Annotated in this window: 10 protein-coding genes; 2 read left to right on the top strand and 8 right to left on the bottom strand. The window is 35.3% G+C overall.

The annotated features are described in order from the left end of the window. Positions 1–48 precede the first annotated feature (48 nt). A complete protein-coding gene (locus ACEN2K_RS13785) occupies positions 49–2,922 on the top strand; it encodes an alpha-amylase family glycosyl hydrolase (RefSeq protein WP_441759915.1) in 2,874 nt (957 codons plus the stop codon). Between the two features lie 97 nt (positions 2,923–3,019). Here ACEN2K_RS13785 and acs read toward each other — a convergent pair whose 3' ends face one another. The 8 genes from acs to ACEN2K_RS13745 all read right to left on the bottom strand — a co-directional run bounded on the left by acs (position 3,020) and on the right by ACEN2K_RS13745 (position 14,025). Then, on the bottom strand, positions 3,020–4,927 hold the full coding sequence (gene acs / locus ACEN2K_RS13780) for an acetate--CoA ligase (RefSeq protein WP_441759914.1): 1,908 nt from the start codon (positions 4,925–4,927) through the stop codon (positions 3,020–3,022). Positions 4,928–4,940: 13 nt separating this feature from the next. Continuing rightward, entirely contained in the window at positions 4,941–6,842 is a 1,902-nt protein-coding gene (locus ACEN2K_RS13775) for an AMP-binding protein (protein WP_441759913.1), read from the bottom strand. Positions 6,843–6,859: 17 nt separating this feature from the next. Then, the gene (locus ACEN2K_RS13770; protein WP_441759912.1) at positions 6,860–7,222 is read right to left on the bottom strand and encodes a response regulator transcription factor; all 363 of its coding nucleotides are present in this window, start codon (positions 7,220–7,222) and stop codon (positions 6,860–6,862) included. Between the two features lie 2 nt (positions 7,223–7,224). After that, entirely contained in the window at positions 7,225–9,930 is a 2,706-nt protein-coding gene (locus tag ACEN2K_RS13765) for an ATP-binding protein (protein ID WP_441759911.1), read from the bottom strand. A gap of 265 nt (positions 9,931–10,195) precedes the next feature. Continuing rightward, positions 10,196–11,947, bottom strand: a complete 1,752-nt coding sequence (locus ACEN2K_RS13760) for a sodium:solute symporter family protein (protein ID WP_441759910.1) — start codon at positions 11,945–11,947, stop codon at positions 10,196–10,198. Between the two features lie 26 nt (positions 11,948–11,973). Continuing rightward, entirely contained in the window at positions 11,974–12,234 is a 261-nt protein-coding gene (locus ACEN2K_RS13755) for a DUF4212 domain-containing protein (RefSeq protein ID WP_441759909.1), read from the bottom strand. Between the two features lie 25 nt (positions 12,235–12,259). Then, entirely contained in the window at positions 12,260–13,498 is a 1,239-nt protein-coding gene (locus ACEN2K_RS13750) for a hypothetical protein (RefSeq protein ID WP_441759908.1), read from the bottom strand. Between the two features lie 107 nt (positions 13,499–13,605). Then, positions 13,606–14,025 carry a transposase gene (locus ACEN2K_RS13745; protein WP_441759907.1) on the bottom strand — a complete coding sequence of 140 codons (420 nt, stop codon included), beginning with the start codon at positions 14,023–14,025 and terminating at the stop codon, positions 13,606–13,608. A gap of 209 nt (positions 14,026–14,234) precedes the next feature. Between ACEN2K_RS13745 and ACEN2K_RS13740 the strand changes: the two genes are divergently transcribed. Further along, the coding region (locus ACEN2K_RS13740; protein ID WP_441759906.1) for a CBS domain-containing protein at positions 14,235–15,388 on the top strand (1,154 nt) is incomplete at its 3' end.

Genomic DNA, 15,388 nt, shown 5'->3' with positions numbered 1-15,388 from the left:
AGAAAAGGCTATCTTTATGGTAGCCTTTTTTATTAAAACCAAAAAACCATGAAGAAATTTTTACTTTTAGTATCACTTTTTTTAATCTCCTCTTTAACTTTTGCTCAATTTACTAGTACTCCTTCACCAGCAATTGCAAATGGAGTTGTAACTCTTAATTTCAATAAAACTGGGACTCCACTAGCTACGTATACGGGTACGATATATGCACATATTGGATTGACAGTAAACGGGACAAGATGGCAAAATGTTAAAGGGACTTGGGGAAACAATACTACACAGCCTGCATTAACGTTCGTTTCTGGAACTTCCTATAAATTAGATTTAACGCCTGATTTATACACTTATTTTGGAGTTCCAACTACAAGCTCTATTACTGAGATATGTGTTGTTTTAAGGAATGATGCTGGAAATATGCAAACTGCTGATACTTTTTTTAATGTGGGAGCTTTTCAAGTAAGCTTAACTTCACCAGTAGAAAATAGTGCTACGATAGTTGCTTCTGGAGCTAATTTTACAATTGCAGCAAACAATACGGGTGGGAATGCAAGTTACAACCTAAAGTCGAATGGGGTAAGTATAAATACTAATTCTGCTACTGCAAATTATAGTTTTAATCATTTAAATTTATCTTCTAATCAAAATTATGAATTAGAGGTAACACAAGCTGCCACTACTATCGTTAAAAAATTCACAGTTATTGTAAATCCTGGTGCAGGTAGTGCTGCGATGCCAGCAGGTTTACTGGACGGTATCAATTATAATAATTCAGATGTTACTAAAGCGACTTTGGTACTCGATGCACCTTTAAAAGATTTTATCTATGTTGCAGGAAGTTTCAATAATTGGCAACCTACCACAGCATATGCAATGAAGAAAGACCCAGCTACGGGAAAATTTTGGCTAGAACTTTCGGGCTTAGTTTCTGGTGTAAATTATAGTTACCAGTATTGGGTGGGGGCAACTTCGCCTATCGCTAATTCCCCAGCTTTAGTAAAGACAGCCGATCCATATTCTACATTAGTGCTATCTCCTTTTGATGATGCTGGAATTCCTAGTACTACATATCCTAATATGCCTGTATATCCTGTAGGACAAGATAGGGAAGTGACTGTATTGCAAACAGGACAAACTCCATATGCTTGGAGTAGTGCAACGACTAATTTTGTGAAACCTGAAAAAGAGAAGTTAGTGGTTTATGAAGTTCTCGTGAGAGATTTTGATTCTCACCGCAATTTTCAAGATTTGATTGATAAAATTGACTATTTCAAAAATTTAAAAATTAACGCTATTGAGTTGTTACCTGTTATGGAGTTTGAAGGAAATGAAAGTTGGGGGTACAATACTTCATTTCATATGGCTTTAGATAAATTCTATGGGCCTTCTAATAAATTGAAGCAATTTATCGACTTGTGTCATCAAAACGGAATCGCAGTAATTCTAGATGTTGCTTTAAATCATGCTTTTGGTCGAAATCCTATGGTACGCATGTGGATGAACGATCCGGATAATGATGGATGGGGTTCTCCTACTACTGAAAACCCTTATTTTAATACTGAGGCAAAACACAGTTACAACGTAGGAGAAGATTTCAATCATCAATTGCCTAGAACTCAGAATTATGTGAAAAGAGTGATTAAGCAATGGGTCGAAGAATTTAAAATAGACGGTTTTCGCTGGGATTTAACCAAAGGATTTACGCAAAATTGTCCTGCAGCTATTTCGGGCGGACAAGACAATTGTACTAATCAATTTCAGGCAGATAGAGTTGCTATTTTAAAAACCTATGCCGATTATTCATGGAGTTTAGACCCAACGCACTATACTATTTTTGAGCATTTAGGTACTAATCAGGAAGAGCAACAGTGGGCAAACTATCGTGTCTCTGGGGATGCAGATGGAATTAGTAAAGGAATTATGATGTGGGGTAAAATGACTGATCCATATAATGAACTGTCTATGGGATATACGTCTAATATTTCAGGTATGACAAGTACTAGTCGTGGTTTTACTGCAAATAGATTGGTGGGCTATGCCGAAAGTCATGATGAAGAGCGCCTAATGTATAAAAACGTGCAATATGGAAATAGCGCTAATTCGACTCATAATGTAAAAAACTTAGATGTTGCCTTATCGCGAATGTCGGCTATAGGTGCTGTCTCTTTACTAGTCCCTGGACCAAAAATGATTTGGCATTTTGGTGAACTAGGATGGGAAACGTCTATATTTAGCTGTAATAATGGAACTGTAAACACATCAGATGATGCGATGTCTGGTGATTGTAAACTAGATACTAAGCCACAGCCTCAATGGGTAAATAACTGGTTAGGAATGACTAACAGGGAGAAGATTTATAAGGACTGGGCAAAAATGATTAGTTTAAAAACTAGCGAAGCCGTGTTTTCAGGTAACGTCACCATGACAAGTTCAAGTTCGTTACAACAAAACATAAAAATCAGCAATCCTAATTTAGCAGCAACACAATTAAAAGATGTTGTGATCTTGGCTAATTTTGATGTAACTGCTCAGAATGTTCCTACTGGTTTTCCTTATACTGGAACTTGGTATAACCTAATGGACAATACGAGTATCAATGTGGTTAATGCCAGTACTCCAATTAATTTACCTCCTGGTGAGTTCAGAATTTATGGTAATAAAGTTGCGAATTTAGCGATTGCGAATTTTGAAAATAACGAGACTATTTTTTTGTATCCAAATCCCGCTTCTAACTATTTTACTTTAAATAGTGAGGCAGTAAAGGTGGATATATATTCTTTTGTTGGACAAGTAGTAAAAAGTTTTACTACTGATTTAACTAAAGACAAACAGTATAATATAAGTGATTTACCACAAGGAATTTATTTGGTGAAAGCCTATGATGCTGAAAATCAAGTTCAATTCATGAAGTTTGTAAAGAACTAATAAGGTCCAATTTATAAAAAAGGCTGTCTGAAAAGACAGCTTTTTTTTGTAAAAAAACTGCTTCAGAATTTGAAGCAGTTTAATTATGGTATAGGATTTAGATTCGTCCTGCTTTAATTTCATCTACAATCTCAGGATTTAATAATGTAGAGGTATCTCCAAAGTTAGAATAATCACCTTCAGCTATTTTACGAAGAATTCTACGCATAATTTTTCCAGAACGAGTTTTGGGTAAACCGGTAACAAATTGTATTTTATCTAATTTGGCTATGGGTCCTATTTGGTTGGAAATCTGTTGATTGATTTCTTTGCTAAGATTATCGCGATCACGATATTCACCTGACTCTTTCAAAATTACAAAGCCATATAAAGCATTTCCCTTAATGTCATGAGGAAAACCTACTATGGCGCTTTCTGCCACAGCGGGATGCTCATTAATCGCATCCTCAATAGGTGCCGTTCCCAAATTATGCCCCGATACAATGACAACATCATCCACACGTCCTGTGATTCTATAATACCCTACTTCATCACGTAAAGCTCCATCCCCAGTGAAATATTTACCTGGAAAGGCGGTAAAATATGTTTCTTTGTATCGTTTGTGATTTCCCCAGATGGTTCTAGCAATTCCCGGCCATGGATATTTGATACACAAACTGCCTACTACTTGGTTTTCTTCAATTTCATTTCGTTTTTCATCCATCAATACAGCTTGTATTCCCGGTAAAGGTAAAGTTGCATAAGTTGGCTTTGTAGGGGTTACAAAAGGAATAGGCGAAATCATAATTCCACCTGTTTCAGTTTGCCACCAGGTATCTACAACAGGACATCTTTTATCACCTACATGGTCATTGTACCAGTGCCATGCCTCTTCATTAATAGGTTCTCCTACAGACCCAATAACTTTTAGCGTTTTTAACGGGAATTTTTGGACGTAATCTAAACTTTCTTTCGCTAAAGCACGAATTGCAGTTGGAGCAGTATAAAATTGTGTGATCTTGTGTTTTTCGATAATTTCCCAAAAACGGCTGTAATCTGGGTAAGAAGGGACTCCTTCGAAGATCACGGTTGTAGCCCCATTTAGCAGCGGACCGTATAGAATATAGGAGTGACCTGTAATCCAACCGATATCAGCAGTACACCAGTAAATATCATTTTCTTCATAATTAAAGACATTTTTAAAAGTATAGGCTGTGTAAACCATATATCCAGCTGTAGTGTGTACCATACCTTTTGGTTTTCCGGTAGAACCAGAAGTGTATAGTATAAATAAAGGGTCTTCGGCATCCATGATTTCAGCAACATTATTATCTAATGCTTCATCTAGGAGCGGTTGCAACCAATGGTCACGTCCGTCTTTCATATTAATGGCAGTATTTGTTCTTTTGGCAACCAAAACTTTTTCGACACAAGGACAGTCGGTTAAAGCTTCATCGATTATTCCTTTCAAATCAATGGTTTTATTGCCACGGTATCCACCGTCAGAAGTGATGACTAGTTTGCAATCGCTATCATTTATTCTAGTAGCTACTGCTGCTGATGAAAACCCAGCAAAGACAACCGAATGAATAGCACCAATTCGTGCACAAGCTAAAACGGCAACCGCTAATTCAGGAATCATTGGCAAGTAAATACATACACGATCTCCTTTCTTTATACCCTGTTCACGCAAAACATTGGCCATTTTACCTACCCGTTGATGTAGTTCATTATAAGAAATATGTAAGGCTTCTTCCTCTGGATTATTTGGTTCAAAAATAATGGCAGTTTTATCTCCTTTTTTGGCTAAGTGCCTGTCAATACAATTTTTTGTAATGTTTACTTTGGCATCAACAAACCATTTTATATCGGCTTCGGCCATATTAAAATCGACTACTTTTTCCCACTGTTGGTACCAAGTAAAGTTTTCTGCGGCAATTTTATCCCAGAATTTTTTAGGCTCTCGAACTGATTTTTTATATTCTTTAAAGTACTCTTCTAAATTGTTAATTTTATAACGGCTCATAATTTTTTAATTTTTATTTAATTTTATAACAACCAATTTTATGTTTCTTTAAGACAATATTAATTTCGTCAATAATTGTTTCATCGTCAATAGTAGATGGGATTTGATAGTCGTCGCCATCTGCTAAACTCCGCAATAATTTCCGGAGCGTTTTGCCAGACCTAGTTTTGGGCAATCGTTTTACAATGACTATATTTTTTAAGGAGGCAACAGCCCCTATTTGCTGCCGTACTAAATTTTCAATTTCTTGTTGTAATTGAAAATGTTCCATTGTCGTATTTAATTTTGTTACCACCAGAGCTAAAGGGATTTGCCCTTTTAAGTCGTCATTTATACCGATCACTGCACATTCGGCAATTAGTTCATGTGAGGCTACAATCTCTTCCATTTCGGCAGTAGAAAAACGATGTCCAGCAACATTGATCACATCATCCACTCGCCCGGTAATAAATATATAATCATCAGCATCCTTATAGCCGCCGTCACCCGATAAGTAATAACCATCAAATTTCCTGAAATAACTTGCTTGAAAACGTTCCTCATTTTCCCAGATTCCTAACATATTCCCTGGTGGAAGCGGTAATTTGATAACCACTAAGCCTTCTTCATTAGCACCCACTTCCTGCCCGTTTTCATTGAAAATTTTAATAGCATATCCACAAACAGCTTTTGTTGCTGATCCTGATTTTACAGGCATTTTCTCTATTCCTAGAGAATTAGCAACCATAGGCCACCCGGATTCTGTTTGCCACCAATGGTCAATTACGGGAATAGGTATGTGTTTTTGAAACCATGCTAAAGTAGCATTGTCACAACGTTCACCCGCAAGAAACTGATTTCTTAAGTGGCTTAAATCATATTTTTTTATAAATTCTCCATCAGGATCTTCTTTCTTGATAGCTCTAATTGCCGTGGGAGCGGTAAACATCGTCGCTACTTGGTGTTCTGAAATAACCCTCCAAAACGTACTTGCATCTGGAGTTTTAATTGGTTTTCCTTCAAAAATAACGGTGGTATTTCTATTTAATAGAGGGCCATAAAGAATGTAACTATGTCCTACAGCCCATCCCATGTCTGATGCTGCCCAGAAAGTTTCTCCCGCTTTTACGTTATAAATGTATGTCATCGAAAACAGCAAAGCCACAGCATAACCTCCAGTATCTCTAACGATTCCCTTTGGTTTTCCAGTTGTTCCTGATGTATATAAAATATATAATGGATGTGTAGCATTCACTGGAACACATGGCGTTTCCTCAGAGCCATATACTAAAGTGTCATAGTCAACATCATATTTTTTAAATGGAACTCTAGCGCCGAGTTTTCTATTGTACACAATCACTTTTTTTGGTTTGTGTTCGGCTAAGTTAATCGCTTCATCAACCAGCGGCTTGTAGGCAATTAAACGATCAACTTCTATTCCTGAAGAGGCCGTAATAATTGCTCTAGGTTTACAGTCATCGATCCTGATTGCTAATTCATGCGGTGCGAATCCTCCAAAAACTACCGAATGGGTAACCCCGATTCTAGCGCAAGCTAACATTGCAAATGCCGTTTGTGGAATCATGGGCATATAGATAATAGCTGTATTGCCCTTTTTGAGACCTAATGCTAACATTCCTCCTGCAAGTTTTGCCACCTCTGTCTTAACTTCAGAGAAAGTGTATTTTTTAATGGTTTGTGTTACTGGGGAATCATAGATTAAAGCCACTTGATCACCAAAACCATCTTGAACGTGTTTGTCTATGGTTAGATAACAAAGGTTGAGCTCGCCATCTTCAAACCATAATGGATATCCGTTTTTATCTTTAGACAAAATAATGGCTGGTTTTTTATACCAGTCAATTTTGTCTGCTTGTGCTGCCCAAAATTTCTCGGGTTCACAAATACTTTCTGTATATAAATCATTGTAATTCATGATGCAGGTGTGCTAAATTATTGAATTAACTCTTGTACTTGTTCTACTAATTTTTTTATCGAAAAAGGCTTGACCACATATAAATTTGCTCCTAATGAAAGTCCTTTTTCAACATCCTTTTCTTTATTTTTTGCCGAAAGGAAAATGACTTTGCAATTTTGTAGTCTTTCATCTTTTTTTATCTGCTGTAATGTGGCAAAACCATCAACCATTGGCATCATTACATCTAAAATAATCACATCTGGAAGTTGATTTTCTAAAATGTCTAATGCTTCTTGACCATCACGCGCGATAAAAACTTCGAAATTATTTTTCTTAAAAGTATATTCCAGCGACATCACAATATTAGGCTCATCATCTACGATTAAAATCTTCTTCATCTCTATTGGTTTTCTGTAGTATTATAATTCGGTAAAGTAAAAATAAATGTTGCTCCATTCCCTTCGGTGCTTTCGGCCCAGATTTTTCCTTTATGATGTTCGATTATCTGCTTGCATATCGCTAGACCTAAGCCGCTGCCAATGGGTTTTTTTACATTTTGATCCCTCGACTGATAAAACTTTTCAAATATGGGTTCAAATTCTTCTACTTTAATTCCTCTACCATTGTTGTGTATGCTTACCTCAATATCTTGATGGTTTTCTTTTATCTTGATTGTGATCTTACCCTCTTTTGGCGAACAAAATTTTATGGCGTTTGAAACTAAATTATGGATCACTTGAATAATCCTTTCTTCATCATAAAAAGCTTTTATTTCTTTTGAAGCCTGTTCAAACTGTACTTCGATATTCTTGTTTGTTAATAATTGTTTTACTGATTGTAAGGTGTTATTTATTGTTTTTGAAATGTTGTTTTTTGACAAGTACAGTTTTTGTTTGCCGGTTTCAAATTTTTCTAAGTCCAAAATTTTATCAATCAAACGGTTGAGACGATCAGATTCTGTAATGATACTTTTTAGAAATTGTTTTCTTAATTCTTGTGGAATATCATCATCATCGTGGAGAATTTCACTTGCTGCCCGAATTGCCGTAATTGGTGTTCGTAATTCATGCGTTACGGTATCAAGAAACTCATCTTTTTGAATGTCTTTATTGATCAATTCCTGATTAGCATTTTTTAATTTTTCAGAAATTGTTTTTAACTCATTGGAAGTGTCAATCAATTTTTTATTAATTATAATATTTTCTTTTGATTCCTCTAAAATTCGTAACACTTCGGGTAAGCTAATTTTATCTTCTTTTATAACACTCGAAATTAAAATTTTGGCGGAAGCCGTACCAATATGGCCAGTCAATAAATTCTCTGCAAATTTTATAAAACGCGCATCAGCCGTATTATTGTTTCTGTCAATATTGTATTTTAAATTAAAGATGTTTAGCGCTCTTTTAGTTCTTGTTTCTCCTAGAAAACGCTGTAGTACTTTTTGAATGTCAGAAACGTAAGCAACTCCCTTCCATACAAAGGCATTTTCATGATTAGTGATGTATTTATCAATATCCACAAACATTTCAGCATAATTGCGCTCTCTATAATTTCCTTTAAAACTAACCGAAACGGCTAAGTAACTCATGGTGTTTACTAGTAAACTCCAAAAAAAAGCATGTTGAATAGGCTCTAAGTAATCCAACCCTAAAATTTCAAATGGTTTTAGCATCTGGATTCCCCATGGGCCTTCTTGAATAAAGGTACTTGAAGATTTTGTCACCCCTACCGCATAAGGAATGAGTATGGTATATAAGCAAACTAAAAATCCAAGGATGATTCCTGTTACAGCACCTTTTTTTGATCCTCTTTTCCAGAACAAGGCACCAAAAAACGATGGAGCTAATTGCGCTATAACAACAAATGACACCAAGCCAACAGATACTAAAGAGTAGTCTAAAATGAAACCCCTATAGATGGCATAGGCCAAAATTATTAGCATAAAAATCCCTATTTTTCGGCTGTTGACAATACGTTTACTGTTTTTTTGTTGTGAAGTATCCGCCAGCGAACCTACAAATCCATACGGGATAAGTAAATTATTACTAAGCATCGTTGCTAAAGAGATAGAAGAAACTATGATCATAGAAATTGCTGCCGAAAATCCACCTAGGAAAACAATAACAGTTAAGAAACTATTATTGAAAAATTGCGGAATTAGTAAGGAGTAGGTATCAGCGTTAAAACCCTTCCCTTCAAAAAGGATGTTTCCTCCCCAAGCAATTGGATAGACAAAAATATTGAAAAGCAGTAAGTACAATGGAAAAAGCCAAATAGCAGTTCGTATGTGGGACTCTTTATTATTTTCAACTATGGCGGTATGAAACTGTCTTGGTAACAGAAAAATAGCAAACATGGATAAAACGCAAAGAAAAAACCAATTGATCCCTTCGCTTAATCCACCTATTGTGTTTTTTTTGTCAAAACTATCTAATAGTGAAGCCTTGCTGTAAATATCATCAAAGCCATCAAAAACAAAGTAAGTTACATAAATACCAATAATCAAAAAGAAGACTAGTTTTAATATAGATTCCATGGCTACTGCAGTAACAATTCCACGCCTTTTTTCGGAGGCGTCTACGTATCTTGTTCCATAATAAGAGGCAAATAAAGCCAGTGCTACGCATACATAAGTTGTAGTATCACTAAAAATATTAGCACTAGATTGTGTTTTTGTTACAATATTGAAAGTGTCTGAAATAGATTTCAATTGTAAGGCTATGTAGGGCAAAACCCCAAAAACACATATTAATGTTACTAATGCTCCTAGGAATCGGCTATTACCATAGCGTAACGAAATAAAATCAGCAATACTTGAGATTTTATTCACTCTGGAAATTCGAATAATTCTTTTAAGAATTATCATCCAAGTAGGAATAATAATAATCGGACCTAAATAGATGGTCAAATAACTTAAGCCTGAATCTGCAGCTACACCAATGCTTCCATAGTATGTCCAAGCCGTGCAATAAACTGCTAAGGATAAAGAATAGATGTAAGGATTGTTTGTCCATTTAGTGTGACTCCTTTTTTCCGCCCAATGTGCTATGTAAAATAAGATTGATACATAGATTGTTAAAATTAGTAAAAGCACAATACTACTCATAATATCTTTTTATGATTAAGTAAGAGATCGCTAAAGAAAATAACCAAGCCGAGAAAATATAGAAGTATACAATGGGAAAGCCCAAAAGAGATTCTGAACTGTCAAACAATAATAACAATGGAATATTCAATACTAATAACATTAGTAGTGATAGGATAACTAATTTTTGTTCGTGTCGTTTTTTCATGGTATTAAATAATACAATCTCTACAGAAAAAATGTAGAGATTGTATAGTTTAAAATAATTTATTAAAGTTATTGGTTTCTAATGTGTTGCTTCACCCGCGCCCGAAGGGATTCTAATGTGTTCTACAATATCTTGAACATCTTGTGGAGGTGCTGGAGTAAAACGTTTCACTGTTAAAGCAACTGTAAAGTTGACAATCATCGCAATCGTTCCAAAACCTTCTGGAGAGATTCCGAACCACCAGCTTTCTTTTAAACCGGCAACAGCCTCTTTACCACCATCAAAAAGTCCGAATTTGAATTTCAGCATATAAAAAAGCATCAAAACTAAACCAGTAACCATTCCGGCGATAGCGCCTTCTTTATTCATTTTTTTGTCGAAAATTCCAAGAATAATCGCAGGAAATAATGAAGCAGCCGCTAAACCAAATGCAAGCGCGACGACGGCGGCGACAAAGCCTGGAGGATTAATCCCAAAATAACCTGCTATCACCACAGCAACAGCAGCAGCTCCACGAGCAGCCCATAGTTCTCCTTTTTCTGAGATGTTTGGGTTGATCATTTTTTTAATAATATCATGAGAAACAGATGCTGAAATTACTAATAACAAACCAGCAGCAGTAGATAGGGCAGCAGCTAATGCTCCAGCAGCAACTAATGCAATAACCCAGTTTGGTAAGTTGGCAATTTCAGGATTAGCTAATACCATGATGTCTTTATCAATAGTCAGCTCACTTCCTTTATTTCCTTTAGCTTCTTCGGCTGCTAAAAATGCAGCGTCTTTAGACTTGTCATTATAATACTGAATTTTACCATCTCCGTTTTTATCTTCAAATGTTAATAAACCTGTAGTTTCCCATTTGGTAAACCAAGCTGGCATTGATGAATATTCTTTTCCATTAACGGTTTCAATTAAATTTGTTTTAGCAAAAACGGCAATTGCGGGAGCAGTTGTATAAAGAATAGCAATTAAAATCAAAGCATATCCAGCTGATTTCCTAGCATCTTTTACTCTTTTAACAGTAAAGAAACGAACAATAACGTGTGGTAATCCTGCCGTACCCACCATTAAAGCAAGGGTTATAGCAAAAACATCGATCATTGATTTTGTTCCATCGGTATAGACGGCAAAACCCAGTTCTGTTGAAAGACCGTTTAATTTATCTATTAAATAAGTATCTGTTCCTGTAACTGTCCCCCCCATTCCTAATTGTGGAATTGGGTTTCCTGTCATTTGTATAGAAATAAAAATGGCTGGTACCATGAAAGCAAATATTAACACACAATATTGTGCTACTTGGGTATAGGTAATCCCTTTCATTCCTCCTAGAGTAGCATAAAATAAAACGATTATCATTCCTATAATAACACCAGTATTAATATCTACTTCAAGAAATTTAGAAAACACTAATCCTACACCACGCATTTGTCCTGCTACGTAGGTAAATGAAACTACGAGTGCACAAATAATAGCAACTGTTCTAGCGCTATTAGAATAGTAACGCTCTCCAATAAAATCTGGAACCGTAAATTTTCCAAATTTCCTAAGATAAGGGGCTAATAAAAGTGCCAGTAGCACATATCCTCCAGTCCAGCCCATTAAGTACACAGCACCGTCATAGCCATCAAAGGAGATGATCCCTGCCATTGATATAAATGATGCGGCACTCATCCAGTCAGCTGCAGTAGCCATACCATTAGCTAACGGAGAAATTTCTCCACCAGCAACATAAAATTCTTTAGTAGATCCGGCACGAGACCAGATGGCAATTCCAATATAAAGGGCAAATGTTACCCCAACAATTATATAGGTCCAAGTTTGTAAATCCATAATATTTTATTTTTTTATTTTTAAAATTATTCGTCGAAGCCGTATTTCTTATCTAATTTGTTCATCAATCGAACATAAACAAATATCAGTATGACAAATACATATATTGAACCTTGTTGTGCAAACCAAAAACCAAGTGGAAATCCACCTAATTTAATAGAATCTAGTGCCTGTTTGAAAAGGATTCCTGCTCCATAGGAAACAGCAAACCAAATGCTTAATAAAATTAAAAGGTATCTTAAGTTTTCCTTCCAATAAGCTGTTGCTTTATCTTGTTTATCGCTCATAATAGTATAGTAAAATGGTTAATGGTTATAGATAGATCATTGCTTGCAGCGTCACGGTATTAACCGCCTTGTTTGCAGCATATTTTAAGGTTTGGTATTCTAAAGTTAGTTTTGAATTATGTCCGCTGAAAAACGCATTTGCACCGATACCCAACTGCGACGCATTATCGTTTAAAGCATCTATCTTTCTGTCGTCATAAGAAATATAAGGCTGGAAACGAGTTTTTGACTTTCCGGGGATAACATAACCTAAGTGACCATGAATCATAGATCCAGTTTCGTAAGTTGTTCGCAGCGTATAATCTTTCCCATAATCAGAATTTTGATATAATGCATAGGCTGTAAATGCTGCACCTTGCGTTCCTAATGGAACATCATAAAACGCATCAAGTCCTAAGATGGTCACGTCTTCTCCGCTTAAATTTCCTGTAGCATTTGCAATTACAGATCCATTGGGATGAGAAAAGAAACCCGCTCCAATATTAAATACTTTTTTAGTTCCTAAGTAAGTACCCACTTTATAAGGCAAGAAATTACTTTCAGAATCTAAAAAGCCATATTCAAAGTAACCAGCATATGTTCTTCCGGCTTCTTTTGAGCCTAACAATCTTTTACCCGTATATGTCGCTGCGCCTCCATTTGTAGGTACTGTAGTTGCTTGCAAATTGTTAGTTGAAGCGCCGTTCATAGCAACACGGTACTGAAATTTTCCCAAAGTTCCTTTCGCATAGACTCCGATATGTCTGGCAAATTGGTCAGATAAGCCTAATGTTGCCCACGCCTGTCTTTGGTTGTCTAAAGTCATGATGTTTAAAGTACTTTGATTGTTTAAACGAGAGATACCATTCCAGTAATGCAGTCCACCACCTACGGCATTGTTTTTCCCAAGGCTGTATTGTGCCCAGACATCATGCATAAATAATTGAGATCCGTCCCCTTTTCCTGTAGGGCTCATTGTATCAGTATTCAGACTATTAAGTCCAAAGTGAGTGACAATCAAAAAGTCTTTATTAATTTGCGCATACATTAATACACGAGCTCTTCTTACGCTGAAATCTAAATCAGCTTGTTCATTTCCATTTCCGTCCAAAGGGCGATCAGAATTGTATTGTCCCCAGATTTGCGCCCATGATAGGACTCTTAAATACTTTGAACCATCTTCATTAAAATTGAATTTCATTCCGGCACCATAGTCAGGAGAGCCTTGTGAAAAACTTTTAAAAGAAAGAAGTAGGACTACCGCAATCAAATACATTTTTTTCATAATAAATTAAAAGTTTGGTTAATAAAACGGTTAGTTTTAATAGTACCAAATTCTAATTTTTTGTTAATAAAAAAAATTAAGATATATATAGTTGTAAAGTAATATAGTTAATCTTTGAAACGCTCCCATTTTATAAGCATAAATTTATCTCCCAGTTCGGTTATAATCATACCCGCTCCAGATAGTAAATCTTTATTTTTGATATACTCTACAAGTTCTAAGTGATTAAAAATCTTGTATGTAGGATGATAGTTAGCATGCGAAGGTTTCTTGATGTTAAATGATTTCACCCAATTGCTTACAGTAACGTGTGAAACCCCGATAATGCGTTCAATTTCACGATAACTGAGTCCTTCTAAGTACAACTGTAGCGCCTTAGTTACGTAGTAATCATCTATCTTTTTTCCTATTTTATTAACTGTGAAAAAATAATTACATTTTTTACATAAAAACCTTTGTTTGTTGCTAATAATGCCACTTTTAATGATGTTGGTTCCTTGGCACTTTGGGCAGGCTAAAATCTCCATATATATAAAATTTGCATAAATATAGTAAATTAGCAATTATACTAATGAGAATAATGTATATAAAACTATTAAATTTTGATAAAGCTCTATTTTAATTAGTGTATAAGTGTGGTATTGTTAGTTATTTTAAAAATATAATTATTTGGTTTAACTCTCTAAAACTAAATGCTTGGTAATAATACGTAACTTTAGCTATTAATAAATTGTCTATGAAAAATTCAATAGCTGAACGAATTGCTGATTTTTTAAAATCGCATCCACCATTTATGAGTCTTACAATCCCTGAACTGATTAGTATTTCTGAAGAATCTCAGGTGGTGTATCTTGAGAAAAGTCAAGTGCTTTTTAATGCTAATGATCAGCCGCACTCTTTTTTTTATATAGTTAAAGACGGAGCAGTGGGTTTAACTATTTCACATGAAAATAAAGATATTCTAATCGATAAGTGTGATGAAGGAGATATCTTAGGATTACGACCATTTTTTGCTAAGGATCATTACTTAATGGATGCAGTGGCTCAAGAAGAAAGTTTGCTGTATGCAATCCCTATTGAAATTTTTAAACTATACGTATTTCAAAATCCAGATGTCTCTACTTTTTTATTACAAAGCTTTGCATCTAATACGCGTAATCCTTACGACAAAGACAATAAAGGAAAATTAATTTCAGAAAATGTAGTTTATAACGAAGAGGATGATGTTATTCAATATTTTAAACCAATTTCACATACGCCCGAACCAATTGTGGCAACCCAGCAGGACACAGTGAAAACTATCGCTAACATGATGGTTAAGAATAAAATAGGTAGTGTTATCATTCAAGAAAATGATTTGCCAATTGGAATTATTACTGATAAAGATTTGCGTTCTAAAATTGCTACTGGACTTTTTTCTACATCAGACACTGCTAAGCAAATAATGTCAGCACCAGTAATTACTGTTCCTGCAAATAGATCCGTCACCGAAATACAATTGCTGATGATTCAGCATAATATAGGTCATTTATGTGTTACTTCTGATGGTACACCAAATTCAAAAATCATTGGCATTATTTCAGAACATGATGTAGTTACTGCTCAAGCTAATAATCCAGGGGTGCTAGTAAAACAAACGAAACGCGCTAATAATCCAGAAGAACTTAGAGTGATTAGAGAAAATCTAAATAAATTAATTAAGAATGCATTGCATGAAAACATTCCTATAGCTCACATTTGTCAGATTACTGGCGAGATCAATACGGCTATCACAAAAAGAGCGATAGAATTATCTATTTTAAAAATGAAGGAACAACCGCCAGCTAAATTTGCATGGCTAAATATAGGAAGTCAGGGACGTAAAGAACAGCTGCTTTTGACAGATCAAGA

Source organism: Flavobacterium sp. W21_SRS_FM3 (assembly GCF_052113625.1).
Lineage (GTDB): Bacteria > Bacteroidota > Bacteroidia > Flavobacteriales > Flavobacteriaceae > Flavobacterium.
The sequence above is the reverse complement of the archived record's forward strand: the minus strand, read 5'-3'. Positions and strand labels throughout refer to the sequence as shown.